The organism is Halomonas sp. CH40 (assembly GCA_041875495.1).
Classification (GTDB): Bacteria; Pseudomonadota; Gammaproteobacteria; order Pseudomonadales; family Halomonadaceae; genus Vreelandella.
Genome location: CP112982.1, coordinates 3255764 through 3281013, shown reverse-complemented (window position 1 = coordinate 3281013; position 25250 = coordinate 3255764). Strand labels below are relative to the sequence as shown.

Genomic DNA, 25250 nt, shown 5'->3' with positions numbered 1-25250 from the left:
TGTTGACGGGTTGCTTTTATCCAAATAAAAGAGAGCGCCTTTGATCAGTGCCTGGTTTCATGACGCAGGCGCTGGATATCAGCTTCCTGCAAACCAGAGGCTGAAGCAATTTGCTTGTCATCAAGCACCTGCATGGCAATCAGGTTGCGAGCGACAACTTCACGTTCTTGCTTGCGGCCCTCTTCAAGACCCTCTTCACGCCCTCGGCGTTCAGCATCGTTAATAAAGGAGATTTCATCGCGCAGGGCGCGTTCGCGTACAAAAGCCAGCCGCCGGGTTTCTTCATCAGCGCTGAGTTCTTTCAGACGTTCCATGGCTTTTCTTACTGGTTCATAGCTTGTATCTACCATTGCCTGTCCCTCTTTCCAGTGCTCGAGAAAATTAACCCACGCCCGCAAGGGCTTTTCAGGTATGCCTAGACGGTCGGCTTTCTTCAGTTCGATCAGGTTCATCTGCAACAGGTTCCCGAGCGATATATGCGGCTGAGTACCATCGCGCATCTCAAACCGCCAGATAGCCTGCTGTCGCTCACTGTGCGTGGCAGTAAACAGATCAAAATCCAGCAGATGAATCCCGACCACCGCATTCAGTGCCTGATAATCTTCCCCGGCGCTTAGCTGCTTGCTGAGCAGGCTGGCCAGATAGAAAAGCCCGCGTTTGTGCCAGGCATCGTAACGGCGTACCTGTATCTCGACATTATAGCAGTGGCCTGAGTTGTCGCGGGCGAGCACATCCAGAATGATGTATTTACCCGCCAGCTCACTAGGCTCGATATTGGGGTTGGTGATATCGACCGTGGTGATCGCAGGTAAATCCGGGCGCAGATCGTTAATCAGCGCCACCAGCAGATCAGGATTCTCGGCAAACAGGCGTTTGAAAACGTAATCATTGGTGGGATCAAGCAACGTCGTCGTCATAAAGCCTTCCCTGGCAGATGTATATTCAATAATAAGAATAGCTCAAAAAACGGCCATTGGTTACATCAGCCCAGGAATGCCTGTCGGAATTCCGCATATGCATTTCCGACATTATCCCGCACCGTCATTCCCGAATGGGGTTATCGGGAAACTATTTTGACCTTTCCCGCCAATGCTCGCGTATCAGGATATGATTCGCCAGGAAGCCTTTACGCCAAGCGGTAACCGGTTTAGAGGACTACCGGCCCAATCTGCGCTATTTGCTGCTGGACGAAGGGGCGATTGTCGATGCGCCGGGCTGGTCGGACGAAATGCGCAATATCGTAGCGGCGGTGTTTCGCATTGAAAAACACCGTGACGAAAAAGACGTGTCAGACGCCATGGGGCATCTGGCAGAGTGGTTAAGCGGCTCCGAGCAATCCAGTTTACGTCGGGCAATTATTATCTGGTTCTATCGCGTGCTGCTGCCCAACCGTGCCCCAGGGTTGGAATTCCCCGAGGTTAACGATTTCACCAATTTGCATGAGGTACACGACATGCTGGCAGAACGAATCAAGAAGTGGCCTGAACAGTGGGAAGCAAGAGGGGAAGCAAGAGGGGAAGCCAAACTTCTGAAACTGCAGATTACTTCTAAGTATGGCGAGTGCCCTGACTGGGCACATAATAAGCTCAACGCGGCTAATGCCGAGCAGCTTGAGGCTTGGGGTAAGCGTATCTTCCGTGCCGAGACATTGGAAGAACTGCTGTCATGCTGATGAGTTGAAAGTGATGCCGCCTCCGAAACGCAGCATTGATTCTTAGTGCCTAGCGTGCGGCCACAACTTTCAGATGCCGATACCGGATTCTCTCACCTACTAACGCGCTAAGCGCGCTGTATAACCAGCATGAGGTCAATGGGAGGCGAGTTCTTTGAAGTAAGCCGGGTTGTCCTGAATCGTCGCCAGCACCTTGGCCGCAAGGCCCGTGGGGTTGCGGCGTTTGGTTTCCCAGCTTTTGATGGTATCGACACTTGTCCCCATGGCTTCGGCAAATTCGGCCTGTGACACGTGCAGCGTGGCCCGGATAGCTTTGACATCCGCCACCTCGTGGCGTGTCACACGCGCAGCCTGAGCCTTGCCTTGCTTGATATCGACGGCTTCCTGCAGTGATGTGTGAAGTTCGTCAAAGATGCTCATTTGGAAACCTCTCCCTTCAACTGGTGGGTCAGTGTTTTCAATGTGGTCTTCTCGGTAGGCGTCAAACTGTCTTTCACGCTCTTAGGGTAGGCCAATATCAAGTAAATGGTGTCAGCGGTGGCCAGGAAGTAAATGACCCGAGCGCCGCCGCGTTTGCCTTGATGCCCCAAGGCCATGCGGATCTTTCGCAGTCCTCCCGTGCCTTGAATCAGGTCACCCTTATCTGGTTGAGCGATGAGGGTGCGTTGGAGTTCCTTCAGCTCATCATCCGTCGCCATAGCCTGGATTTGTCGGGTAAAAGTCGACGTTTCAATAAATTCAATGGCATGACTCACGTAGGGCGTGTCCTTAGACCAATGCATGGCAATGTGTACATAGTACATCACGAAACGCGGGACGTCGATAAAGTTACGTTCATACCCTCAGCGCGTTAAGGCTCACTTCAACCCGCTACGTCCACCCCCCCCCCCCCCTCATGGCCACGCCACTCTGGGTATTGCAGCTCCCAACATCGCCTTGGTGTGCTCACACTGCTGCTCCATCGCCTCACTCAACATATGCATTTATGCTAAAGTTGTGATATTGAGATAGGAGCACCCATGGCCAGGAAGGTTCATCATCGCCACGACCACAGCTATAAGCTGATGTTTTCGCACAGACAGATGGTGCGGGATCTACTGACCGGCTTTGTAAATGAAGCCTGGGTGGAGCAGCTGGATTTTAGCCAGATGGAGCAGGTCAGCGGCACCTATATCACCGATGAGTTGCGCGACCGCGAAGATGACATGATTTGGCGAATATGGTGGCGGGATCGCTGGCTGTACGTTTATCTTCTACTGGAGTTCCAATCCTCTGAAGACAAGCACATGGCTGTGCGGATCATGAGTTATCTGGGGCTGTTGTATCAGGACCTGATTCGCCAGGAAGCCTTTACGCCAAGTGGTAAATTGCCGCCGGTGCTGCCGATTGTGCTCTATAATGGAGAAAAACGTTGGAATGCGGCACAGAACATTGCGGACTTGGTCGAACCGGTACCGGGTGGTTTAGAGGACTACCGGCCCAATCTGCGCTATTTGCTGCTGGACGAAGGGGCGATTGTCGATGCGCCGGGCTGGTCGGACGAAATGCGCAATATCGTAGCGGCGGTGTTTCGCATTGAAAAACACCGTGACGAAAAAGACGTTTCAGAAGCGATGGGGCATTTAGCAGAATGGCTAAGCGGGCCAGAACAAGCCAATTTAAGGCGGGCAATTATTATCTGGTTCTATCGCGTATTTCTGCCCAACCGTGCCCCAGGGTTGGAATTCCCCGAAGTGAGCGATTTCACCAATTTGCATGAGGTACACGACATGCTAGCAGAACGAATTAAAAAGTGGCCTGAACTATGGGAAGAAAGAGGCATCCAGAAAGGCCGCCAGCAAGGCCGCCAGGAAGGTCGTCAGGAAGGGCGTCAGGAAGCCGAGCAACGTGCTCTGGAAAGCAAACGTAATGCCGCGCGCAAACTGATAGCGTTGACCGAAATGAACGATCAGCTAATTGCCGAGATTGAAGAGCTACCGGTTAAGGAAGTCGAAAGGCTACGTGCCGAAACACAGCATTGATTCAGGGCTGAGCACCTTCCAGACATTGCCGACTGACCACCTGACCACTGCACCGCCATTCTCTTGCCCAACCGTGCCCCAGGGTTGGAATTCCCCGAAGTGAGCGATTTCACCAATTTGCATGAGGTACACGACATGCTGGCAGAACGAATCAAGAAGTGGCCTGAACAGTGGGAAGCAAGAGGAGAAGCGAGAGGAGAAGTAAAAGGTGAAGCCAAACTTCTGAAACTGCAGATTACTTCTAAGTATGGCGAGTGCCCTGACTGGGCGCAGAATAAGCTCAACGCGGCTAATGCCGAGCAGCTTGAGGCGTGGGGTAAGCGTATCTTCCATGCCGAGACATTGGAAGAACTGCTGTCATGCTGATAAGTTGAAAGTGATCCCGCCTCAACGTACTCAGCACCGATGGAGAGCCTAAAGCTGCCATGACCGAATATCAGGTCAACATCGTCATTCCCGACATTACCTTGCACCGTCATTCCCGAATGGGGTTATCGGGAATCCAGTTTGACCTTGGCAGATGAAGCACGATTGCCTGCATCACAATAGACTCGCGCCAGTGACAGGGAATGACGGAACTGTATTACGTAGCTACCCTAACATCACCTGGGTATGCTCACGCTGCTGCTTCACAGCGTCATCCAGTATCCCCAACAGCTTTTCATAATCCTCACACATTTCATCCTCCATGCCGGTGGCTTCAAAGCGGCTGAGGGTGGCTTGGGTATCGTTAATGACCTCTTGTAGCTCATTGATCACATGCTGGCGCTCATCATCGGTCATAGCTCCCCCAATAAAAAAACCGACTCCCGAAGGGAGCCGGTTTAGTGTGCTCCTCAGTGATAGAGAAAAGTCTCTATCAATCCTAAGCCTCAGATTAACCCAACGCCTCAAAGAAGCTCTGGGGCTGGTGGATATCCGGGTCTTGGATCACGTTGTCGTTGGCCATGAAGGCTTTACCTCCTTTGCACAACGCGGGTGGCTGTAAGGTCACTTTCATAACTGACATCCCCTACGCCCTGCCTCACGCCTGCCCTTAATCGGCAGCGTGGGGCAGGGCTTTTTAGGTGGGTTCTTTTTTTCTTGACGTAGCAGGCCGATAGCGTGAGCGGCGATAGCGCTTGACAAGCCCTGCCGTGGTAGAATCGACCTATTAAAATAGGAGTGCGCATGAGCGAAACGGATATCTCTCGAAGCGCTGACCACGACAGTCCGTGGAAGATGGCGTTGGAAGGGTACTTTCAGGAGTTTTTGGATCTGCTATTCCCTCCAATTCATGAGCAGGTGGACTGGTCGAAGGGCTACAGTTTTCTCGATAAGGAGCTGCAGCAGATCACGCCGGATGCCAATAGCGGTAGGCGCTACGCCGATAAGCTGATCAAGGTCTACGCTAACGACGGTAGTGAAACCTGGGTGCTGATTCATGTTGAAGTCCAGGGCGAGCCGGAAGACACCTTTGCCGAGCGCATGTACACCTACCAGTACCGGCTACGAGATCGCTATGGGGTGGACGTGGTGAGCTTGGCGGTGCTGGCCGACACCCGTGACAGCTTTCGGCCTACCACCTTCCATTATCAACGCTGGGGGTGCGAGCTGACGTTTACCTTCCCCACGGCTAAATTGATCGATTGGGAAGCGCGCTGGGCGGCGTTGGAAACCAGTAATAATGTCTTCGCTCTGGTGGTCATGGCCCAGATTAAGGCTAAGCGAGTGAAAGACGGTGCCACACGCAAGGACGTCAAAGTAGCGCTGATACGGCTGTTGTATGAGCGGGGCTATAACCGCGACCAGGTCGTAACGTTATTTATCATCATCGACTGGATGCTCCAGCTGCCAAGCACCCTGGAACCCGAGTTTGTACAGGCGGTCTACGCCATACAGGAGGAAAACCATATGCCTTACGTGAATACGATTGAGCGCTATGAGCGTGCGAAAGCAGTACATGAAGGTGTAGAGGGCACCTTGCGCAAGCAGATCGCTCTGAAATTTGGTGAGCTGCCTGATTGGGCTGACAAGCACATTGCCTCCGCTTCTGATGCACAACTTGATGACTGGGTAGCGCAGATTCTGACAGCGGATAGTTTGGAGACTCTACTGGGCAAGCACTGATCTCGCCTTCACCTGCAGCGGCGCGGAGCTGAGGTCAATTTAGATCAGCTCAACAGCTTGGTGGAGGATAAGGCAGAGAATCTTGAAAATTAGGCGCAACAAGAGCGCCGAGAAGAGCGCCAGAAGGTTCTGCAGAAAGCAGAGGCCCGTGCTTTAGAAGAAAAGCGTGATACTGCCCGTCATTTGTTGGCCTTCGGTGTGCTCAGTGATGAGCAGATTGTCGAAGCGACGGGATTGGCGGTTGACGAGATTGCCCGAAGATAAGCACTGATCTTGCCTTTAACGGTGCTGGATCACCTTCTCAAGCTTGACCCAGCGCAACCCCCAGATCACTTCACTATGCTCGTGATGATACGGCAATCTGTCATGGAGAGGGGTTGCGTCTCGCGGCCGTGACGAGACATTGGAAGAACTGCTGTCATGCTGATGAGTTGAAAAGTGATGCCACTTCAGCGTACTCAGCACCGATGGAGAGCCTAAAGCTGACATGACCGAATATCAGGTCAACATCGTCATTCCCGAATGGGGTTATCGGGAATCCATTTTGACCTTGGCAGATGATGCTCAATTGCCTGCATCACAATAGACTCCTACCAAGGCCATGCGGGAATGGATAAACACATCGTCTCTGGCTGATTTTTACGCAGTGGATAGATAAGATAAGGTAGGATGCGATTAAGCGTTTGCCAGCGTAAGCTGCAATAGTGTTTGGTATCCGTTTTCCAGGAGAAATCATGTCGATAGAACCGGGTGATTACCCGATAATTGAGCCTGGAACTGCGCTAGGGCTTGCCCTCGTTGAGTTTTTCGATGTGTTGGAACCGGTGTATGCAAACGGTGATAAAGGTATCTTTCAAGTGATTGTTTTCGGTGGCTGTGCGGTTCATATCCACTCACAGGCACGGGGAAGTGCGGATATAGACGCCGAGATCTCTTCACATGGTTTAGCCAATAAATCTGAAATAGTGGCCCTTCTGGGTGAAGACGCTTATATTTTTTCTGATGAAGAAGGCAATGTCCAGATGCTGGAGCTCGACACCAGTTTTAATACTGCGTTGTCTCCTCTACATGAAGATTATGAAGATCGCGTCGTTCAACTGATGGCCCAAAGCAGCGCCCCTAATGTAGAAGTGTACGTCGCAAGCGCGCTAGATGTGGCTATTTCGAAGCTCGGTCGCTTTGGTGATCGTGATCAAATCGATATCCAGACGCTATTGAAACTTTCCTATATCGACATTAATGAGTTCGAGCGATTAGCTCGAGAAGCGATCAGCTACTATGTGGGCGATCAAGCACGTATACTGGGTAATCTGAAGGTGATTCTTGACGACTATCACTGTAGCGAGGACGAGTCATGACGTTTTCCTTCACACATAAACGGCTGTATCGAGTCGGGTCACGTCCTCTTGAGCATTCGATCGACGATGTGAAGCAGCTGGCAGAAGCTGTCTGGTTCCGTGGCTATCAGCCGACTCAAGCGGAACTGGAACTATTGCGTGGCGTGATGCCTCGTAAAGACTTCCAGCGAACACTCTGTGTGCTTGAGCTACTAAGCCACTACCCCGTATGCCGCCGTAATACCGCACGCCACCTGCAACAGCTCACACAGTATTTCCATCAGCAGCTGCTGGGAAGCGGAGATATACCCACCCAAGGGCGATATTCCCCCAGCAAGCGATGGGGCCTAAGCGACTCCACGACGCCACTGCGCAAAGCCCTGCTTCCTCTGCAGACCCGAGCCTATGCCGATGCAACAGGGCACCGTCACGGGTTAAGTGCTTAATCAAGTTCTGGGTTATGGCTACCTGCAGCGAATCGGGGCTGTATACGCCACTACCCCAACATCACCTGGGTATGCTCACGCTGCTGCTTTACCGCGTCATCCAGTATCCCCAGCAGCTTGTCATAATCCTCACGCATCTCATCATCCATGCCGGTGGCTTCAAAACGGCTGAGGGTGGCTTGGGTATCGTCAATGACCTCTTGTAGCTCATTGATCACATGTTTGTGCTCTTCTGGGGTCATCATGGCTCCTGTATACCTGCGCACTTAAAAGACGATCGGCGTATCGGATTAGTAGGCCTGCAGAATGGCAACGTCTTCACGGCTTCATTTTGCAGCTGATCTACGTTCAACTCTGCAACATCAATATTCACCGGGCCATCGGGAACAACATCACACAGTGGCCGACACTCACACAGTTGACACCTGAGATCAATCCATCTAAATTTCATCCATGGAACAGGAAATAATCACATGGATGATCAAGGACTAGACACCTTATTAGCTCTCGACGATATTAAGTATGGCATCCAGGGTGATTTTTGGGTCAAATTTGAAGTGCGACGAGTCAATGCAACACCCAGTATTCCTCATGGAATAAAGTACAGTTTGACGTTGCATCATAAGAGCGGGACACGGCTACTTGGATTTGACAATGCACATGCACCAAAAATTAAACGTAGAAAGTTCGCGGGGCGCCGCGAAGAATGGGATCACCGTCATTATCGCAGCGTTGTCAGTGATTATTACTTTGACTCTGCCGCTCAGCTAATTGAAGACTTTTGGCAACAAGTCGATGAAATACTTCGAGAGGAAGGAATATGACAACCATCAAGATCGGCATAATGAATCGTGATGATTTCCGCCAACGTACGATATCGATGGCCAAAGGTCTCTATACACCTGCGGCTGAAGAACCCAAGATATGGTTCGATAGCGTCGAGTCCATGTCTCGCCTATTGAATACGAAAAACCTTGAGCTTCTTAAAACGATTCGCCAATGTAAGCCACAATCACTGGGGGAGCTTGCCGAGCTAACAGGGCGTCGAAAAGAAAGCTTAAGCCGCACTATTAAAAAAATGGGCGATTATGGCTTGGTAGAAATAAAGGAAGGCCCCCGGCATGCCAAAACACCTGTTGTTACGGCTGACAGATTTGAAGTCACGTTGATGTAGCAACGAGAAACAAACGCATTTGTTGATGATGGAAGCCCGCCTGTCACTGTCATTACCGAACACCAGATTCATCACCGCACCGTCATTCGCGAATGGGGTTATCGGGAATCCATTTTGACCTTTCCCGCCAGTGCCCGCGACTTCAACCCAACATCTCCTTGGTATACTCACACTGCTGCTCCATCGCCTCACTCAACATATGCATTTATGCTAAAGTTGTGATATTGAGATAGGAGCACCCATGGCCAGGAAGGTTCATCATCGCCACGACCACAGCTATAATCTGATGTTTTCGCACAAACAGATGGTGCGGGATCTACTGACCGGCTTTGTAAATGAAGCCTGGGTGGAGCAGCTGGATTTTAGCCAGATGGAGCAGGTCAGCGGCACCTATATCACCGATGAGTTGCGCGACCGCGAAGATGACATGATTTGGCGAATATGGTGGCGGGATCGCTGGCTGTACGTTTATCTTCTACTGGAGTTCCAATCCTCTGAAGACAAGCACATGGCTGTGCGGATCATGAGTTATCTGGGGCTGTTGTATCAGGACCTGATTCGCCAGGAAGCCTTTACGCCAAGCGGTAAATTGCCGCCGGTACTGCCGATTGTGCTCTATAATGGAGAAAAACGTTGGAATGCAGCACAGAACATTGCGGACCTGGTCGAACCGGTACCGGGTGGTTTAGAGGACTACCGGCCCAATCTGCGCTATTTGCTGCTGGACGAAGGGGCGATTGTCGATGCGCCGGGCTGGTCGGACGAAATGCGCAATATCGTAGCGGCGGTGTTTCGCATTGAAAAACACCGTGACGAAAAAGACGTTTCAGAAGCGATGGGGCATTTAGCAGAATGGCTAAGCGGGCCAGAACAAGCCAATTTAAGGCGGGCAATCATCGTTTGGTTCTATCGCGTATTTCTGCCCAACCGTGCCCCAGGGTTGGAGTTCCCCGAGGTTAACGATTTCACCAATTTGCATGAGGTACACGACATGCTGGCAGAACGAATTAAAAAGTGGCCTGAACTATGGGAAGAAAGAGGCATCCAGAAAGGCCGCCAGCAAGGCCGTCAGGAAGGTCGTCAGGAAGGTCGCCAGGAAGGGCGTCAGGAAGCCGAGCAACGTGCTCTGGAAAGCAAACGTAATGCCGCGCGCAAACTGATAGCGTTGACCGAAATGAACGATCAGTTAATCGCAGAGATTGAAGAGCTCCCAGTGACCGAAGTCGAAAGGCTACGCGCCGAGACGCAGCATTGATTCAGGGCTGAGCACCTTCCAGACATTGCCGACTGATCAGCGCACCGCCATTCTCTTGCCCAATCGTGCCCCAGGGTTGGAATTCCCCGAAGTGAGCGATTTCACCAATTTGCATGAGGTACACGACATGCTGGCAGAACGAATCAAGAAATGGCCTGAACAGTGGGAAGCGAGAGGAGAAGCAAGAGGGGAAGTAAAAGGCGAAGCCAAACTTCTGAAACTGCAGATTACTTCTAAGTATGGCGAGTGCCCTGACTGGGCACAGAATAAGCTCAACGCGGCTAATGCCGAGCAGCTTGAGTCGTGGGGTAAGCGTATCTTCCATGCCGAGACATTGGAAGAACTGCTGTCATGCTGATGAGTTGAAAGTGATGCCGCCTCAGCGTACTCAGCACCGATGGAGAGCCTAAAGCTGCCATGACCGAATATCAGGTCAACATCGTCATTCCCGAGCCACCACCCCACCGTCATTGCCGAGCGGGGTTATCGGGAATCCATTCTGACCTTGGCAGATGATGCCCGATTGCCTGCATCACAATAGGCTCCCGCCAGAGGCAGGGAATGACGGGGCTGTATTACGCCACTACCCCAGCATCACCTTGGTATGCTCACGCTGCTGCTTCACCGCGTCATCCAGTATCCCCAGCAGCGTGCCATAGTCCTCACGCATCTCATCCTCCATACTGGTGGCTTCAAAGCGGCTGAGGGTGGCTTGGGTATCATCGATGACCTTTTGTAGCTCATTGATCACATGCTGGCGTTCGTCATCGGTCATTGTAGATCCGCGTTATCCCAATAAGGAGAGAACGTTTTGGGGAATTTGATTGGCTTGTGCCAATATTGATGTGCTTGCTTGCTGCAATATCTGCGCCTTGGTCATATTGGCGACTTCGACCGCATAGTCGGCATCTTCGATGCGCGAACGGGCTGCAGAGAGGTTTGTTTGTGACATCCCTAAGTTTCCAATAACTCCTTCTAGACGGTTTTGTACCGCTCCATAGTTTGACCTTGCACTATCAATTTTTGCAATTGACTCATCAATTGTATTCAACACTTTTTCCTTGGGAACCAGATAATTTTCTTCTTCCTTCACATCAGGATTTGAATCTGGCACGTTATCCTCTACCTTAATTAGGTCATTCAATTTCTCATCTGATATATCTACTGAATTATCATCATCATCCAGAAAAACGTTACCAAATTGGCGATAAACAGATTGCGTGCCTGTAAAAGTGTTATCTAGAGAAATATATTGTGTCTCGCCTAAAACCGAGACGTCTTCTCCAAGGCTGGACACTTCGTAATCAACACCCTCAATAGAAACATTACGCCCACTAAAAAAATCGCCCACGTTACTAGCTGTCTCGTCTCGGATGAAGGTTCCAAAAATAGTCGCGCCTGGGTTACTAGTGACACCAATATTTCGTTCATTACCGCCTGGGAAACGAGTAAAAAAACTTAAGTTATCTAATGCTGGGTCATTTGCAAAAAGACTACTGACATCTTGTATCTCAGAATCCACATCCACACCCAGAGCAAAAGCCTGATTTGTGTCGATTCCAAATTTTTCACCTGACAAACCCGAAATAGAGCCATCCTCATCTACTATAACCTGCACGGATGAACCATTATCATTACTGATTGAAAATTGACCTGGACTAGATAGAATTAAAGATGCTGCTTCATTTCTACTTTTGCGTTCATATCGCGTAAAAACATCTTCGCCGTCACGGCGAATATCAATATCTCCTACACTAATTTCATCTCCCAGTGAAATTTGGCGAGCTACATCTTCAGAGCGAGCTTTAGGCAGACGATAAATGGCATCACTTAAAGCATCAACATTGTTGTCAACAACTTCAACATTATCTATTTCATTTGAGATTTCACTCAATGAAACAAAATTTATGCTTTTTACACGTGAAACCTCACTACTTAGAGCGATGCTAGGCAAATAAATCTTTTCGTTGTCTTTAGCACCAACTTGGACTTCTACCTCATTGCCTTCTAAAAAAATAGAAATCCCATTGAAGCTTGTTGTTTCCGTAATGCGTTCGATTTCACTTAAACTTTGGTTCACTTCGTTCTGTAAAGACTTAATATCTTGGGGAGAGTTTGTCTCGTTTAACGCTTGAACCGATAACTGCCGTATGCGTTGCAGACGCTCATTGACTTTATCCAATGCGCCTTCTGCCGTCTGAGCAAAGGAAACACCATCATTGGCATTACGCTGTGCTTGAGCAAACCCATTGATCTGGGCGGTCATACGATTTGCTATCGCCTGCCCCGCCGCATCGTCTTTTGCACTATTGATCCGCATACCTGACGATAGGCGTTCCATCGCCGTGCTCAGCGATGACTGGTTATTGCGCAGGTTGGCTTGCCCTGTCAAAGAAGCGATATTGGTATTGATCACGCTCACAGCGCATCCTTGTGTCCAAAGCAATTAACTATAAATCGGCAGAAAGCTAAGAAACTTTAGGGCGCTAACCTAAAAAAACCGACCCCCAAAGGGAGCCGGTTTAGTGTGCTTCTCAGTGATAGAGAAAAGTCTCTATCAATCCCAAGCCTCAGATTAACCCAGCAGAGACAGAACGCCCTGCGGCAGCTGGTTGGCCTGGGCAAGAACGGAGGTACCGGCCTGCTGCAGGATCTGGTTCTTGGTCATGTTCGCCACTTCGACGGCGTAGTCGGCATCTTCGATGCGCGAACGGGCATCAGCAAGGTTAGTCTGGTTAGTACTCAGGTTGGTAATAGCATCCTCAAAGCGGTTTTGTACTGCACCTAAATCAGAGCGTAAGCTATCGACTTGGCTAAGAGCAGAGTCAAGTGCTTCAAGCGGATCACTAGACAGAGCGCTTGCATCTTCACTGAATTCATCAGTACTAACTACACCACTTGAGTCAACAAACAAGGCATTACCACTGCCATCTTCAGAAGAGTTATACTCTACAAATTTACCATCATCATCATTAATTCTATAGTAGGTTTCCTGACCGCCGTCATCAGTAGTCAGAGCATCTAGTCCAGACTTATCTTCATCAACAAATACTTGAGCACCACTCACATCAGCGTTTGTTAGGGTGACTTCGCCAGTACCCCCGTCGAGTGTATAGGTGTCAGCACCTGAGGCAGCGCCACCTGTCGCCGTAGCCTCATTACCAGCTGAAGCCACCGCTAAAGCTGATCCATTATAATATACTGCATCACCGCTACTTGTAACTTCACCAGCAGAGTCAATGGTATAGCTAGTAGAGTTCAAAGTTGCTGTAATATCAGAACTCTCTTGATCAATCAAGCCAGCAACATCTGCATCTGTATATGTACCAGCAATATCCGCATTTGTATCGACACTATTACCAGTATAGGTAATATTTCCTACGTTGCCAGACGTAGCCGACTCCAGAGTCAAAACTGCGTCATTAGTACCTGCATTACCACCCAAGAAATTATCTATCGTAGCATTACTACCAACGCCGGCTGTATCACCGCTAGCGTCTATTGTAATTGCAGTACCACTAGCGTCTGAGAATAGTTCGCCAGAAGAATTGACAAACAATTGATTACCAGGAGTACCATCAAAGGTATTACCAGCAGCATCTGTACCTTTGATTTCAACATAGGTGGTGTCTGAAAAATCAAGGCGGCCAGTTAAATCTGTGTTTGCTGCTGCAAACGAAACGTCACTATCAGTTGTGGTAAACCCAGTACCGCTGTTAGACGTATATACCTCGCCGTCTATAGTTATAGTGTCAGTACCTTGGGCTTCCGAAGCAAAATTAAGTGAAGTGGCACGATTATTTGCTACATCAGTGGCAAAACTACCACTACCAATATCGACCAAGTCACCATCATTAACTAACTGATTTAAGTTTGTACCAGACGCTGCTCTGTTCTGAGTGGTATCAAAAGAGCCATCTGCTGGATCTAAAGTGAAATTGGAATCAGCTATCAGATCTGAAGTGGTTGCCTTATCATCACGAACCTGTCCATTAACGTTAAAGTCTGATAGGTTGAGTGTTTCTGCAGTCATCTCTCTCAAATTGACATTGATTATCTCACCATCATTAGCACCTACCTGAATACTCAGACCTTGATCGCTGGCAAGAACTTTTGTTCCGTTAAAATCGGTTTCAGATGAGATACGGTCGATTTCTTTCAAGCGCTGATTGATTTCATCTTGAATTGAGTTCAAATCGTCCGGTGAATTCGTGTCGTTCTGTGCTTGAACAGTCAGCTCACGAACACGCTGAAGGTTGTTATTAATCTGATCTAACCCGCCTTCTGCAGTTTGAGCCACAGAAATACCGTCGTTAGAATTACGCTGCGCTTGTGCCAGACCGGTGATCTGTGAAGACATCCGGTTGGCGATTGCCTGACCGGCCGCATCATCCTTGGCACTGTTGATGCGCAGGCCAGAGGACAGACGCTCCATTGAAGTCTGCAGCGCATTTTGTGACTCACGCAGGTTCTGCTGGCCGATCATGGAAGTGATGTTAGTGTTGATCACGGACATGGTAATTCTCCTTTCAATTGCACTGGCCGTTGAGGCCTGCTTGTCGGCCACAGTGTGTGCCGTTATTAATAATTACGGCCTGCCAGGACAAACCTTTAGGGTTAAAAGTTAAAAAAGATGTAACGGTTGGTAACTTGATGAGAAAGCTGCATTTTGCCTATAAAAGCGTATCCTATGATTTAACATTTGGTATGGAAGGAAAGACTGATGTCGCCCTCACAGATCCCTGTATTGCTGGCCGGTGCTGCCGTTTTCTTTGGGCTGATCAGCCTGGTGTTGTTCTACCGTGTGGTTATCAAGCCTCGCCAGGCTGCAAAACAACCTGAAGAAGCGGTGACCCCACCGCCTGCTACGCCAGAAGCCCCTTCCAGACAAAAAACAGCGGCAAAACCCAAGGCTCGCGCAGAGCAATGCCTGTTTGTGGTGTTTGAACAGCCAAGCCAGGCAATTAACCAGGCATTGGGCAAGATGCTTAAAGACAGAAACGCCTTTTACGAGGACGCCTTGGGTGCTTTTCACCTGCCGCCGGGACCGCATGGCTACCCATTGATGGTGGCCAGCGCGACCTCGCCGGGCAAGCTGCCGCCTTTGCATAAAGAAGGCGAACATCCGCCGGTTAAAGGGGTGTCTATCCTGATCCGCTTTTTAAACGCCCATAAAGTCTCACGTAACCCAGACGACCTGATTGCCTTTACCCATGATGTTGCGGCACTGGGCGGCCAGATGCTGGACGCCAGGCAGCAGCCGATCACGCCAGAAAAGCTGGCTGAAATGCGCCGAGAAAATGACTAACTCCAGGTAATCAATACCATGAGCTTTCAACACAGTTTCCAACACTATAAAGACCCTGTTCAGCTTTACGATGTGGTGTTTGTGATCACCCCCCGGCTGGAACAGGCACGCAGCTTGGTGAATACCACCCTGCAAAGCCTGATTGATAACGCCAAACAGCCGCAGGACCTACTGCGCTACCGTGAAATGCAACGCAAGCTGATGCTGGAAATCCAGATGATCCATGCCAACCTTACCCACCTGCTGGAACGCTACCGCGCCGATGTGCAAGCCTTGCTACACAGCCAGGGCGCCAAAGGCAACCGCGAGGTCAGCCTGGATGAGATGGAAAAGGATGCCATGGCGCGGGCGCGAGAGATTTACCAGAAGGTAGTGGAGTTTCAGACTGGGCGGCGCAGCGTGCCGTGGTAAGAGCCGTCAACTCCCCATATACCCTATTATTTCCTTGATCTTTATACCCATCTGAAAGAATAGCCCGACGGGTGGAGCCACCCGTTAGGCGTTTGCAGTGTGTTTACTTCTTACGGCCAAGCGCGGCGTCGAGGGCGTCAAACTGCTGGTTGAGGTAGGTGCTGGTCTGGTTCATCTGGGCAATCATCGAATCCAGCTGGCCGAACTGTACCCGGTAGCGTTCAATGGTGCGTTCGATGCTTAGCTCGGCGCGTTCATAACGGGTGTTGAGACTTTCAATACGGTTTTCTGCGCCGCTGATCGCAACACCCAGGGTGCCGTTTTTGCCGGTGAGCTGGTCAATGGCGGTGCCCAGCAGGTCGCCCAGGCCATTATTGCCTTCGGCACCGGCAAAGAAGCTGCTTAGCGCATCCGGCTGGTTCTTGGCCAGGCTGCTGATGGTATCGTCATCCATTTCCAGGGTGCCGTCGCGCTGCAGGGTAATCCCCAACTGGCTCAGCGTGGAAAATTCGCCCCCGGCGACGCCGCTGCCCAGCACGCTGCGCAAACGCCCTTCAATGGTGCGCACCGTGCTGTCGCCCACCAGCTCACCGGCGGTTTCACGGTCGCCGTCAAAGCTGGTCAGGGTGCCAATGGTCTCTTTCAGGCCGTTGAAGGCCTCGACAAAGTCACCCACCGATTCGCGGATCTTCAGGGTATTACGTTCCACGTTGACCGTGCTGCTGGCGGTCTCGCCCGCGCCGATGTTAAGGGCGTTGAGATCCAGGGTTACGCCCTGAATGGCGCCTTCAATCTGGTTATTGGCGCTGGTGATGGTGACGCCGTTAACGGTTAGAGAGGCATCCTGGCCGCTGTTTCCGGTCAAGGTGTCGGCATCAACGCTCAATGGCTGGGTAGCAACTGGAGCGTCTAAAGCATCCAAGAAAGTAAAACCATTCACTGAAGCATCCTGACCGGTGTCACTGGAGCTAAGTGCCAGACGATAACCTTCCGTGGTGCCATCAAAGATAATGCTCGCACTGACTCCGCTGTTTTCCGTGGCATTAATCGCATCACGAATATCTTCAAGGCGGCTATCGGCGGCGATATCCAGAGTCACGCTATCCTGGCCTGCAAAGTCCAGGCGCAGCTGGGTGGCACCATCAAGCGCCAGCGCGGTATCACTGGCTGCCACACCGTTAGAGGCCAAGGTACCGGCTGTCGCTAACGCGGTAACTTCTACCCGGTAACTGCCGGGTAGTGCGGTGGCGTCAGTGGTCGCGGTGATCTCGTCGCCGCGCACGCTGGCGGAAAGGCTTTCATACAATGACGGTTTACTTAGCGCATCCACGGCGTCATTCAGGCTGTCCAGGGCCGTCTCCAGCTTGCCATAGGCCGAGATCTTGGCTTCCTGCTGCTCCTGCTGACGGGTAATTGGTGTCAGCTTTTCTCGTTCTGCATCCTTGAGCTGATCAAGCAGCCCGCTGAGATCAAGGCCTGAGCCAATACCGAGAGAGGTTATTGTTGCCATACTGGGAGTCCTCAGTGTTTCTGGCTAAACCCAACACGTATTGCGCAGTTGCTAACACACTCTGACCGATAGACAGGAAGCTGCGCTGTGGGCTGACGGCGCCAAGAAAAACAAAACATGCCGCCATCGTGGTAAAGGTGAAAATTAATCAGTGTTATTATCGACTGATTAACGGCCAACTTTAACCTTTATTCACAATTAAGCCATTGCACGACGGCGTATTTTTCAGCGCAGAATACAAAAAAACCGCCCAGGCAACGGCCTATGGCGGGTTATCAAGAGGCGGGCTGACATTTCAGCCCCTCAACCGTGATCAGTTACCGGCGTTCATCTGAGAATCCAGAGCGGCAAACTGGTTGGTAAGGTAATTACTGGTCTGGTTCATCTCGGCAATCATACCGTCCAGCTGGCTGAACTGGGTGCGGTAGCGGTCAATGGTGCGTTCTACCTGCTGATCCATGCTGCTGTAACGGCTATTAAGGGACTCAATACGGCTTTCAGCGCCGTTGATTGACCCTTGCACGGTGCCGGTGCTGCTGAGCATCTGGCCGACACTGTCACTCAGCTGCTCAGCCAGGCCGGTGCTTGTGTCATTGCCAGCGAAAAAATCAGAAAGCGCCTGCTGATCGTTGGCAATCGCGTTATCCAACTGCTCCTGATCAATTGACATGCTGCCATCCAGCTCAATGGAAATCCCGATATCGCTGAGCATCGAAAAGCCATCGCCACTACTGGCGACACCGCCGCTTAGTTCGCTGCGCAGGCGGGATTCCACAGTGCGCACTGTGCTATCGCCGTTGAGCTCGCCTGCCTGCCCCGTCTCGGGGTTGAACGCTGTCAGATCACCAATGGAATCTTTCAGAGTGTTATAGGCGTCCGCAAACCCCGTGACGGCTTCGCGCACGGCCAGGGTATTCTGCTCAACGGCAACCGTGCTGGCACCTTCGCTCTGCAGATTGAGCGTGACGCCCTGAATGGCGCCTTCTACTTGGTTAGTCGCGCTGGTAATGGTCACGCCGTTGACGTTGAGTGAGGCATCTGTACCCATCTGGGCGGCTGTTCCCGTGCTTTCTGAAAAGGGCGCCGTGCCGCTGAAGGTAAAACCATCAACTGAAGCTTCGACACCGGTTTCTCGGGAGCTGAGTGCCAAACGGTATTCACTACCGTCAAAGATGACTGACGCGTCTACGCCTGCATTGTCATCGGCATTGATCGCATCACGGATATCCTCAAGGGAGCTATCGGCAGCAATCGTCACCTGAGTATCGGTTGTGGTGTCAGTATCACCACCAAATGAAAACGTTAACGTTTGCTCGGCACCAGAAATAGCGGCATCAGGCGCGTCAGTAATCCCTTGAGACGCCAGCGTTCCGCGCGTCGCAAGCGAATCAACATTGACGGTATAACTGCCCGGCATGGCAGTCTCATCCGCCGCTGCACTCACGGCTTCACCGCTGGTGCTGGTCGACAGGCTTTCATATAAAGACGTATCGCCAAGGGCATCTGCCGCTGACTGGAACTCCGAGAGCGCCCCTTCAAGCTGGCCATAGGCCGAGATACGTGTCTGCTCGGATTCCAGCTGCTGCTCGATGGGCTTCAGCTTCTCACGCTCAGCGTCACGCAGCTGATCGAGCAGGCCGTTCAGGTCCAGCCCAGACCCAATACCCAGTGATGAAATAGACATACCAGAACCTAATCCTTTGCCTTGCCCGCAGACTGTATCGCTTTCATGATCTGACTGGCGCATGTGGCGATCGCTTCTTGAAGCGGCGCTGCCGACAAGGCTTATTGGTTTAAGTGACCGAATTGGCTTGCCAAGTATGACTACAGCCAGCCTATCCGTTCACTTTTTTTAATATTTATAGTCTAGTCTTTCGGCGTGGGAATTTCTAACTTGAGGAATTTAAGGCGTTGTTATGTGACATAGTGTAAAAACCTGCACATAAAGTCGAATGTCAACATCAGTTCATTATCCTGCGAAAACCACTTCTTACGAAGATACCATTCCCCAAAGGGCTACCTTACAAAAAAAAGACACGGTTATTGGCTTATCTTCGAGATTCATTCGTTTTTATTCCTTATTGCATTGCAATACGGGCTGCTAGACTAATGCGGTTTTTTGCCACCCCTTATATCAACCACTCTCTTTCACGCCTTTGGACGAAAGACGGTAAGGATAAACTCACTATGACACCCTTGAACGAACCTCCCAGCCAGCCGCGATGCCATCGCCGCTGGCTTTTTTTGTTAGCCATCTGCGCGTTTTCGGCGCTTATGCTGTTCAGCCCTGCGCTGCTGGCGGCTACCGGCGAGCTTGACCTGACCAGTACAGGCGTGGGCTTTTTTGCCATTGCGGTCTTTGTGTTGGCGTACATGCTGGTCATCGCCGAAGAAAAGATCCACATGCGCAAGTCCAAGCCTGTGTTGGTAGCCGCCGGTATTATCTGGGGCCTCATCGGCTGGGTGTATGTCCAGAACGGCATGTCGGCAGATTCCGAACACGCGTTTCGCGTGACGCTTCTGGAGTTCACCGAGCTGATGCTGTTCCTGCTGGTGGCGATGACCTATATCAACGCCATGGACGAGCGCAAGGTGTTTGATGCGCTGCGCTCCTGGATGCTGCGTAAAGGCTTTAACTATCGCAAGCTGTTCTGGCTGACCGGTGGCCTGGCTTTTGTGCTCTCGCCGATTGCCGATAACCTGACGACGGCTCTTTTGATGTGTGCCGTGGTGACCAAAGTCGCCGAGGGTGACAAGCGCTTTATCAATCTGGCCTGTGTGAATATCGTGGTGGCGGCCAACGCGGGCGGCGCCTTCAGCCCCTTCGGCGATATCACCACCCTGATGGTCTGGCAGGCGGGCATGGTCGAGTTCCAGGAGTTCTTTATCCTGTTCTTCCCGTCGCTGGTCAACTTCCTGGTGCCCGCCATCGTGATGAGTTTCTTTATCAAGGATGCCAAGCCGGAAAGCGTTTACGAAGATGTCTACCTGAAACGCGGTGCCCGTCGGATTATCTTCCTGTTTCTGCTGACCATTACCACCGCCGTTCTGTGCCATATCGTCCTCCATCTGCCGCCGGTGCTGGGCATGATGACGGGCCTTGGCTACCTGCAGTTCTTCGGCTACTACCTCCGCCGCAGCTTGCCGCGCTCGCTGGAGCGCAAGCGTGAACGCTATAGCCGCCGGGGTGATCACAAGAAGCTGCAAAACCTGGGTAGCGTGGTGCCCTTTGATGTCTTCAACCGCGTGGCGCGGGCCGAGTGGGATACTCTGCTGTTCTTCTATGGGGTCGTCATGTGCGTGGGTGGTCTTGGGTTCATGGGCTATCTGGCGATGCTTTCCGAGAGCCTGTACCTGGGTTGGAACGCCACCGGTGCCAACATCACCCTGGGCGTGATCTCGGCGTTGATCGATAACATCCCGGTGATGTTTGCGGTGCTGACCATGGAGCCGGATATGTCCCATGGGCAGTGGTTGTTGATCACCCTGACGGCCGGTACCGGCGGTAGCCTGCTGTCGATTGGTTCAGCGGCGGGTGTGGCGGTCATGGGTCAGGCCCGCGGCGCTTATACCTTTATGGGCCACCTGCGCTGGACCCCGGTAATCATGCTGGGTTATATCGCCGGTATTATCGTTCATATGTATCTGAACTCTGGAAGCTTCGCGCTGTTTGGCTAACCGTCTGACAAGTGACTGACGCTGGCGCCCCTGACGTATGTCTGTCAGGGGCGTTTTTTTAGCGCGCTTTTTACCCGGCATCCATGCCGCGTCAGCCTCTGTGTGGTTAGAATGATGCTTGATCTATTTTCCGTTCAGGAGTCGCCATGCCCACTTATCCCAACACCCCGCATAAAATCCTGGTTCTTCACGGCCCTAACCTCAACCTGCTGGGCAGCCGGGAACCCGACATCTATGGCCATGAAACTCTGGATGACGTCAACAATGCCCTGCGTGAGAAAGCCGTGCTGGCCGGCTGGGAGCTGGACTGCCTGCAAAGCAACCATGAAGGCGTGCTGATTGATGCGATCCAGGCCGCGCGCACTGATGGCACTCATGCCATCATCATCAACCCGGCGGCCTATACCCATACGTCGGTTGCCATTCTGGATGCCCTCAACGCTTTTGAGGGCAAGGTGATTGAGGTGCATATTTCCAATGTTCACCAGCGCGAGGCTTTTCGGCAGCATTCCTATGTGTCGCTGCGCGCCAACGGCGTGATTGCCGGGCTGGGCACCCAGGGCTACCAGGCTGCGCTGGATGCCATTCTGCGCGCAGCCGAGCAATAACAACCAGGGGAGCCACACAATGATTATCTTTAACACTCAGGTCGCCGCTGAGTGGGTCGACTATAACGGCCATATGAACGACGCCGAGTATGCCCGGGTATTTTCATTGGCGGTGGAGGCACTGATGGATCATATCGGCCTGGATGAAAGCGGGCGGGCCGACTATGGCTATACCATTTATACCTTGGAAACCCACCTGTGTTACCAGCGTGAAACCCATCAAGGCGAGCCCTTGGCGGTCTCGCTGGCACTGCTGGATAGCGATACCAAGCGCCTGCATGTATTTTTTGAGCTGCATGACAGCCAAGGGGAAAGATTGGCCACCAGCGAGCAGATGCTGATGGGTATGGATAGCACAACAGTACGCCCAGCGCCCTTTCCCTCGGCTATTCAAACAGCCATTGATGCACTGCCACGCTCGGCAGAGCGCCCGGCCATGGCAGGCAGAACCATTGGCATTCGCCGTTAACCTGTCTGATGCATTGCTCGGCTGCACCTCAAAGCACTGGCAAAACGGCTCGGCGCCCGAGTTTTGGGGGCGGCGGGTGCCCGGTGGACGATTTCAAGGGCATCATCGACATTTTCAATTACCTGCTCAAAGGCAGGGCGAGCAAAGAAAAAGCCCTGCTGCAGGTCAATGCCAGCGGCCAATAGCCAACGGGCTTCTGCCGAAGTCTCCACGCCTTCGGCAATCAGCTTGAAGCCCAGTTCGCGCCGCAGGTGTACCAGAGAGCGGAGAATCGCCTGGCGGCGTTTGTCGCTGTCACAGCCCATCACCAGGGCACGGTCAATCTTCAGCTTGTCCGGGGTCAGCGAGGTCAATAGATCCAGATTGGCAAACCCGTTGCCAAAATCATCCAACGCTACCTTAAAGCCCATCCGACGATAGACATCCACAATGCACTGCAGATGCTGTTGGTCGCGTACCTTTTCGGTTTCGGTGATTTCAAAAATCAGCTTGCTAATTGGCCAACCCACACGCTGGGAGACTTCCAGCGTAGCCTGGATGCAGGCTTCTGGCTCATAGACAGCATTGGGCAGGAAATTGATCGATAGCGGCTGGCACATACCCAACTGGCTGGCCAGTTCAATGGCCTTGACCCGGCAGGCCTGATCAAAGCGGTAGAGCAGTTTGTCTGTTACCTGGGCCAACACCTGCCCAGCGGACTCACCGCTGGTGCCGCGAACCAGAGCTTCGTGGGCGTGTATCTTACCCGCCTTTACATCCACAATTGGCTGAAACGCCATGGTGATATCAAACGGCAGCTTGCCTTCACAGCGACGGCATTGCTCCTCCACCCTGGCACATCCGCATCTCTTGCTATCCATCGTCCTGCCTCCTTGTTGCTCACCGGCTACTTGTCTTGATCGGGCTATGCAAAAAGCTGTTCAAAAAACGCCTCAAAAAAGCTATGCAACAAATTTACAGTAGGCAATGTTTTAAGAAGCCGCAAGGGTTTATCAGTTATTCATTTTTTTTCTTTACAGCAAAACCTCAGTAAAATACTGACTATATACAGATAATTTTTCAATTTACCCCAACTCCTTTTTATTTAACAAAAAAATACATTAAAGAATTGTACAAGTATATTCATTCTAACTGGAACTTATAACATCTTTATCTATACAGACTTAACAGGGAGGTTGCTACATGAAAGTCCTACTTGCTCGCATCACCGGAACATCCCTACTGCCTTACCGCAACCAGGCTTTTATACGCGACTGGGAACACCGGACACGCCAATGAATGGCTGTGGGCTGGGTACCCTTGTGCCGACCCTTGATGCCAATGCCATTACGGAGCTGATGCAGGAAAGCCATCACTCGGATGGGCATCACTGTGAAGCAGTAGATGCCTGGGGCACTCTTAATGAGGAGTGCGGCGGTAAAGCTACCAAGCGGCGAGCAGGCCCTGTGCATTACCCTGCTGCCACGTCTTGCCGTTCCTGAGCGTAATCAGCCGCAGCAGAGCCTGGTAGAACAGGTGAAGCAGGCAGAAGCTTTGCGGTCGTCGCGGCAGAAGTGCGCAAACTAGCCGAGCGTTCGTCCTCCTCCGCCAAAGAGATCCGGCAGGACGTTGGCCACACCCAGGAAATGCTGCATTCCATTGGCGAAGCGCTTTCCTCTCTGGCGCAAAGCAAAGCCAGTTAGCAAGCCCGCAAACGTCATACTTGCGAACCCACATCCGTCATTTCCGCATGGCTTTAGCGGGAATCCACGTTGACCTTGGTTTTCGGGCGGCAGCAGCAAAATTCAAGGTGGATTCCCGATTACCCCACTCGGGAATGACAGTTTCGGGGGTAACCGAATTGGCAGGTGTGGTGGCCGTGCGGCGGCGTGGTGAGTAAAAAAATGGCCACAGACCCTCACTGAAAACACGGACAAGGTCAAAACCAAACTGCTCATAAAAAACGAAAGGAGTTTGTCCGTGCCGTCCGTGAGCGTTCGTGGCTAATGACCTTTCGTAGCGACGTAAAAAGTTTCAATGCCGCGTTTCGGTGCGTAGCTTTTCGACTTCTTCAACCGGCAGCTCTTCAATCTCCGCAATGAGCTGATCGCTCATCTCAGTAAAGGCAATTAACTTACGGGCAGCATTGCGCTTGCTTTCCAGGGCGCGCTGTTCGGCTGCTTGGCGTTCTTCTTGTCGGCCTTTCTCGATCCCCAACTTTTCGCCTTTCTCGATACCTAAGCGCTCAATTGTGTTCACATAAGGCATTTGCTTTTCCTCCTGTATGGCGTAGACCGCCTGGACAAATTCGGGTTCCAGTGCTCTGGGCAGCTGCAGCATCCAGTCGATGATATTGAACAACCGCATGATCTGTTCTCGGCTGTAGCCTCGTTCATACAGCAGCCGAACCAGGGCAACCTTGACATTCTTGCGCGTCGCGCCGCCTTTCACCCGCTTGGCTTGAATCTGAGCCATCACTACCAATGCGAAGACGTTATTGCTGGCTTCAAGATCCGCCCAATGCATTTCCCAGTCGATCAGTTTAGCCGTGGGAAAAGTAAACGTCAGCTCGCATCCCCAGCGCGTATAATGAAACGTCGTCGGACGAAAGTTCTGACGGGTATCCGCCAATACCGCCAGGCTGACAACGTCAATGCTGTAGCGGTCTCGCAACCGATACTGATAGGTATACATTCGCTCAGCAAACGCCTCTTCAGGCTCACCCTGGATCTCGACGTGAATCAGCACCCAGGTCTCGCTGCCATCTTTAGCGTACACCTTGATCAGTTTATCAGCGTAGCGTCTTCCACTGTCTGCATCCGGCGTAATCTGCTGAAGTTCTATATCGAGAAAGCTGTAACCTTTTGACCAGTCCACCTGCTCATTGATGGCTGGGAACAGCAGTGCCAGAAACTCTTGAAAGTATGACTCCAACGCCATCTTCCACGGGCTATCGTGGTCGGCGCGGCGGCTATCGTCCTGATCGCTCATGATGACTCCTTGTCGTGATGCCATTACTTTAGCACAACGTGCTTAACTGACGTGGCGGTTCACCATCAACCGTGCATCATCGAGCAAAGATCAAGGTGGATTCCCGATTACCCCACTCGGGAATGACAGTTCCGGCTTCGCAAAGCAAGCCACCCACTCGCCGCAGGCGGGCGAGCTTGCCGGGCGGGGATCACCTCAACACCATCATTCCGGCCTGGCGGCCGTCCACCGGTCGTCCCTGACGTGCCGCCGCTTATTTCAGCGTTAGTGGCTCACGCGAAC

General features: G+C 51.8%; 26 protein-coding genes and 6 pseudogenes. 18 read left to right on the top strand and 14 right to left on the bottom strand.

Going from position 1 to position 25250, the window contains the following annotated elements:
• Positions 1–44 precede the first annotated feature (44 nt).
• The gene (locus OR573_14980) at positions 45–917 is read right to left on the bottom strand and encodes an Rpn family recombination-promoting nuclease/putative transposase (GenBank protein ID XGA79761.1); all 873 of its coding nucleotides are present in this window, start codon (positions 915–917) and stop codon (positions 45–47) included.
• A gap of 260 nt (positions 918–1177) precedes the next feature.
• On the opposite strand from OR573_14980, the gene OR573_14975 reads away from it, so the two are divergent.
• Positions 1178–1672: a hypothetical protein gene (locus tag OR573_14975; GenBank protein XGA79760.1), complete on the top strand. Its 495-nt coding sequence runs from the start codon at positions 1178–1180 to the stop codon at positions 1670–1672.
• A 135-nt stretch (positions 1673–1807) separates the two neighbouring features.
• On the opposite strand, the gene nadS is transcribed toward OR573_14975, so the two are convergent.
• Both nadS and OR573_14965 read right to left on the bottom strand, forming a co-directional pair.
• On the bottom strand, positions 1808–2092 hold the full coding sequence (gene nadS / locus OR573_14970) for a NadS family protein (GenBank protein XGA79759.1): 285 nt from the start codon (positions 2090–2092) through the stop codon (positions 1808–1810).
• A complete protein-coding gene (locus OR573_14965) occupies positions 2089–2427 on the bottom strand; it encodes a type II toxin-antitoxin system RelE/ParE family toxin (protein XGA79758.1) in 339 nt (112 codons plus the stop codon). Before OR573_14965 ends, nadS begins: the two co-directional genes overlap by 4 nt.
• Positions 2428–2691: 264 nt before the next feature.
• Here OR573_14965 and OR573_14960 point away from each other — a divergent pair, with 264 nt between their 5' ends.
• Both OR573_14960 and OR573_14955 read left to right on the top strand, forming a co-directional pair.
• The gene (locus OR573_14960; GenBank protein ID XGA79757.1) at positions 2692–3693 is read left to right on the top strand and encodes an Rpn family recombination-promoting nuclease/putative transposase; all 1002 of its coding nucleotides are present in this window, start codon (positions 2692–2694) and stop codon (positions 3691–3693) included.
• A gap of 135 nt (positions 3694–3828) precedes the next feature.
• Entirely contained in the window at positions 3829–4059 is a 231-nt protein-coding gene (locus tag OR573_14955; GenBank protein XGA79756.1) for a hypothetical protein, read from the top strand.
• Positions 4060–4284: 225 nt separating this feature from the next.
• Here the strand turns inward: OR573_14955 and OR573_14950 are convergent, their stop codons facing one another.
• Complete coding sequence (locus OR573_14950) at positions 4285–4476, bottom strand: hypothetical protein (GenBank protein ID XGA79755.1); 192 nt, start codon at positions 4474–4476, stop codon at positions 4285–4287.
• A 91-nt stretch (positions 4477–4567) separates the two neighbouring features.
• Here OR573_14950 and OR573_14945 point away from each other — a divergent pair.
• From OR573_14945 to OR573_14930, 4 genes and pseudogenes are all read left to right on the top strand, one after another.
• Positions 4568–4681, top strand: a pseudogene (locus tag OR573_14945) (DNA repair protein RadC).
• 182 nt (positions 4682–4863) lie between these two features.
• Positions 4864–5802, top strand: a complete 939-nt coding sequence (locus OR573_14940) for a hypothetical protein (GenBank protein ID XGA79754.1) — start codon at positions 4864–4866, stop codon at positions 5800–5802.
• A 734-nt stretch (positions 5803–6536) separates the two neighbouring features.
• On the top strand, positions 6537–7160 hold the full coding sequence (locus OR573_14935; protein ID XGA79753.1) for a DUF6036 family nucleotidyltransferase: 624 nt from the start codon (positions 6537–6539) through the stop codon (positions 7158–7160).
• On the top strand, positions 7157–7585 hold the full coding sequence (locus OR573_14930) for a hypothetical protein (GenBank protein XGA79752.1): 429 nt from the start codon (positions 7157–7159) through the stop codon (positions 7583–7585). The genes OR573_14935 and OR573_14930 overlap by 4 nt, the downstream gene beginning before the upstream one ends.
• Positions 7586–7635: 50 nt before the next feature.
• Here the strand turns inward: OR573_14930 and OR573_14925 are convergent, their stop codons facing one another.
• Entirely contained in the window at positions 7636–7830 is a 195-nt protein-coding gene (locus OR573_14925) for a hypothetical protein (GenBank protein XGA79751.1), read from the bottom strand.
• A 228-nt stretch (positions 7831–8058) separates the two neighbouring features.
• Between OR573_14925 and OR573_14920 the strand changes: the two genes are divergently transcribed.
• The 4 genes from OR573_14920 to OR573_14905 all read left to right on the top strand — a co-directional run bounded on the left by OR573_14920 (position 8059) and on the right by OR573_14905 (position 10372).
• Complete coding sequence (locus OR573_14920; protein XGA79750.1) at positions 8059–8409, top strand: DUF6516 family protein; 351 nt, start codon at positions 8059–8061, stop codon at positions 8407–8409.
• Positions 8406–8759 carry a transcriptional regulator gene (locus OR573_14915; protein XGA79749.1) on the top strand — a complete coding sequence of 118 codons (354 nt, stop codon included), beginning with the start codon at positions 8406–8408 and terminating at the stop codon, positions 8757–8759. Before OR573_14920 ends, OR573_14915 begins: the two co-directional genes overlap by 4 nt.
• 241 nt (positions 8760–9000) lie before the next feature.
• Positions 9001–10014 carry an Rpn family recombination-promoting nuclease/putative transposase gene (locus OR573_14910; protein ID XGA79748.1) on the top strand — a complete coding sequence of 338 codons (1014 nt, stop codon included), beginning with the start codon at positions 9001–9003 and terminating at the stop codon, positions 10012–10014.
• Positions 10015–10039: 25 nt separating this feature from the next.
• Positions 10040–10372, top strand: a complete 333-nt coding sequence (locus OR573_14905; protein ID XGA79747.1) for a hypothetical protein — start codon at positions 10040–10042, stop codon at positions 10370–10372.
• 225 nt (positions 10373–10597) lie between these two features.
• Here the strand turns inward: OR573_14905 and OR573_14900 are convergent, their stop codons facing one another.
• The 5 genes and pseudogenes from OR573_14900 to OR573_14880 form a co-directional block, all read right to left on the bottom strand.
• Positions 10598–10789, bottom strand: coding sequence for a hypothetical protein (locus OR573_14900; protein ID XGA79746.1), 192 nt, complete (start codon positions 10787–10789; stop codon positions 10598–10600).
• A gap of 12 nt (positions 10790–10801) precedes the next feature.
• Positions 10802–11056, bottom strand: a pseudogene (locus tag OR573_14895) (flagellin).
• Positions 11057–12034: 978 nt separating this feature from the next.
• Positions 12035–12430, bottom strand: a pseudogene (locus OR573_14890) (flagellin FliC).
• A gap of 159 nt (positions 12431–12589) precedes the next feature.
• Positions 12590–12865, bottom strand: a pseudogene (locus OR573_14885) (flagellin).
• 1260 nt (positions 12866–14125) lie between these two features.
• Positions 14126–14530 (bottom strand): annotated as a pseudogene (locus OR573_14880) (flagellin FliC).
• 207 nt (positions 14531–14737) lie between these two features.
• On the opposite strand from OR573_14880, the gene OR573_14875 reads away from it, so the two are divergent.
• Both OR573_14875 and OR573_14870 read left to right on the top strand, forming a co-directional pair.
• Positions 14738–15322 carry a hypothetical protein gene (locus OR573_14875; protein ID XGA79745.1) on the top strand — a complete coding sequence of 195 codons (585 nt, stop codon included), beginning with the start codon at positions 14738–14740 and terminating at the stop codon, positions 15320–15322.
• A gap of 18 nt (positions 15323–15340) precedes the next feature.
• On the top strand, positions 15341–15733 hold the full coding sequence (locus tag OR573_14870) for a hypothetical protein (GenBank protein ID XGA79744.1): 393 nt from the start codon (positions 15341–15343) through the stop codon (positions 15731–15733).
• A gap of 103 nt (positions 15734–15836) precedes the next feature.
• Here OR573_14870 and fliD (OR573_14865) read toward each other — a convergent pair whose 3' ends face one another.
• Both fliD (OR573_14865) and fliD (OR573_14860) read right to left on the bottom strand, forming a co-directional pair.
• Entirely contained in the window at positions 15837–17243 is a 1407-nt protein-coding gene (fliD, locus tag OR573_14865) for a flagellar filament capping protein FliD (protein ID XGA79743.1), read from the bottom strand.
• A gap of 313 nt (positions 17244–17556) precedes the next feature.
• On the bottom strand, positions 17557–18927 hold the full coding sequence (gene fliD, locus OR573_14860) for a flagellar filament capping protein FliD (GenBank protein ID XGA79742.1): 1371 nt from the start codon (positions 18925–18927) through the stop codon (positions 17557–17559).
• Between the two features lie 503 nt (positions 18928–19430).
• Between fliD (OR573_14860) and nhaD the strand changes: the two genes are divergently transcribed.
• From nhaD to OR573_14845, 3 genes are all read left to right on the top strand, one after another.
• A complete protein-coding gene (gene nhaD / locus OR573_14855) occupies positions 19431–20921 on the top strand; it encodes a sodium:proton antiporter NhaD (GenBank protein XGA79741.1) in 1491 nt (496 codons plus the stop codon).
• A 146-nt stretch (positions 20922–21067) separates the two neighbouring features.
• A complete protein-coding gene (aroQ, locus tag OR573_14850; GenBank protein ID XGA79740.1) occupies positions 21068–21529 on the top strand; it encodes a type II 3-dehydroquinate dehydratase in 462 nt (153 codons plus the stop codon).
• Positions 21530–21548: 19 nt separating this feature from the next.
• Entirely contained in the window at positions 21549–21998 is a 450-nt protein-coding gene (locus OR573_14845; protein XGA79739.1) for a thioesterase family protein, read from the top strand.
• Here OR573_14845 and OR573_14840 read toward each other — a convergent pair.
• The gene (locus tag OR573_14840) at positions 21995–22858 is read right to left on the bottom strand and encodes an EAL domain-containing protein (GenBank protein ID XGA79738.1); all 864 of its coding nucleotides are present in this window, start codon (positions 22856–22858) and stop codon (positions 21995–21997) included. The genes OR573_14845 and OR573_14840 overlap by 4 nt on opposite strands.
• Before the next feature lie 414 nt (positions 22859–23272).
• On the opposite strand from OR573_14840, the gene OR573_14835 reads away from it, so the two are divergent.
• Together OR573_14835 and OR573_14830 are read left to right on the top strand one after the other, a co-directional pair.
• Positions 23273–23479, top strand: a complete 207-nt coding sequence (locus OR573_14835; protein ID XGA79737.1) for a hypothetical protein — start codon at positions 23273–23275, stop codon at positions 23477–23479.
• Positions 23480–23680: pseudogene (locus OR573_14830) on the top strand (methyl-accepting chemotaxis protein).
• A 331-nt stretch (positions 23681–24011) separates the two neighbouring features.
• Here OR573_14830 and OR573_14825 read toward each other — a convergent pair.
• Complete coding sequence (locus OR573_14825; GenBank protein XGA79736.1) at positions 24012–24968, bottom strand: hypothetical protein; 957 nt, start codon at positions 24966–24968, stop codon at positions 24012–24014.
• Between the last annotated feature and the right edge of the window lie 282 nt (positions 24969–25250).

Excerpts from the sequence above, each read along its gene's own strand:
- OR573_14980 (XGA79761.1), bottom strand. The coding sequence starts at position 917 with ATGACGACGACGTTGCTTGATCCCACCAATGATTACGTTTTCAAACGC.
- nadS (XGA79759.1), bottom strand. The coding sequence starts at position 2,092 with ATGAGCATCTTTGACGAACTTCACACATCACTGCAGGAAGCCGTCGAT.
- OR573_14960 (XGA79757.1), top strand. The coding sequence starts at position 2,692 with ATGGCCAGGAAGGTTCATCATCGCCACGACCACAGCTATAAGCTGATG.
- OR573_14955 (XGA79756.1), top strand. The coding sequence starts at position 3,829 with ATGCTGGCAGAACGAATCAAGAAGTGGCCTGAACAGTGGGAAGCAAGA.
- OR573_14950 (XGA79755.1), bottom strand. The coding sequence starts at position 4,476 with ATGACCGATGATGAGCGCCAGCATGTGATCAATGAGCTACAAGAGGTC.
- OR573_14940 (XGA79754.1), top strand. The coding sequence starts at position 4,864 with ATGAGCGAAACGGATATCTCTCGAAGCGCTGACCACGACAGTCCGTGG.
- OR573_14935 (XGA79753.1), top strand. The coding sequence starts at position 6,537 with ATGTCGATAGAACCGGGTGATTACCCGATAATTGAGCCTGGAACTGCG.
- OR573_14930 (XGA79752.1), top strand. The coding sequence starts at position 7,157 with ATGACGTTTTCCTTCACACATAAACGGCTGTATCGAGTCGGGTCACGT.
- OR573_14925 (XGA79751.1), bottom strand. The coding sequence starts at position 7,830 with ATGATGACCCCAGAAGAGCACAAACATGTGATCAATGAGCTACAAGAG.
- OR573_14920 (XGA79750.1), top strand. The coding sequence starts at position 8,059 with ATGGATGATCAAGGACTAGACACCTTATTAGCTCTCGACGATATTAAG.
- OR573_14915 (XGA79749.1), top strand. The coding sequence starts at position 8,406 with ATGACAACCATCAAGATCGGCATAATGAATCGTGATGATTTCCGCCAA.
- OR573_14910 (XGA79748.1), top strand. The coding sequence starts at position 9,001 with ATGGCCAGGAAGGTTCATCATCGCCACGACCACAGCTATAATCTGATG.
- OR573_14900 (XGA79746.1), bottom strand. The coding sequence starts at position 10,789 with ATGACCGATGACGAACGCCAGCATGTGATCAATGAGCTACAAAAGGTC.
- OR573_14875 (XGA79745.1), top strand. The coding sequence starts at position 14,738 with ATGTCGCCCTCACAGATCCCTGTATTGCTGGCCGGTGCTGCCGTTTTC.
- OR573_14870 (XGA79744.1), top strand. The coding sequence starts at position 15,341 with ATGAGCTTTCAACACAGTTTCCAACACTATAAAGACCCTGTTCAGCTT.
- fliD (XGA79743.1), bottom strand. The coding sequence starts at position 17,243 with ATGGCAACAATAACCTCTCTCGGTATTGGCTCAGGCCTTGATCTCAGC.
- fliD (XGA79742.1), bottom strand. The coding sequence starts at position 18,927 with ATGTCTATTTCATCACTGGGTATTGGGTCTGGGCTGGACCTGAACGGC.
- nhaD (XGA79741.1), top strand. The coding sequence starts at position 19,431 with ATGACACCCTTGAACGAACCTCCCAGCCAGCCGCGATGCCATCGCCGC.
- aroQ (XGA79740.1), top strand. The coding sequence starts at position 21,068 with ATGCCCACTTATCCCAACACCCCGCATAAAATCCTGGTTCTTCACGGC.
- OR573_14845 (XGA79739.1), top strand. The coding sequence starts at position 21,549 with ATGATTATCTTTAACACTCAGGTCGCCGCTGAGTGGGTCGACTATAAC.
- OR573_14840 (XGA79738.1), bottom strand. The coding sequence starts at position 22,858 with ATGGATAGCAAGAGATGCGGATGTGCCAGGGTGGAGGAGCAATGCCGT.
- OR573_14835 (XGA79737.1), top strand. The coding sequence starts at position 23,273 with ATGAATGGCTGTGGGCTGGGTACCCTTGTGCCGACCCTTGATGCCAAT.
- OR573_14825 (XGA79736.1), bottom strand. The coding sequence starts at position 24,968 with ATGAGCGATCAGGACGATAGCCGCCGCGCCGACCACGATAGCCCGTGG.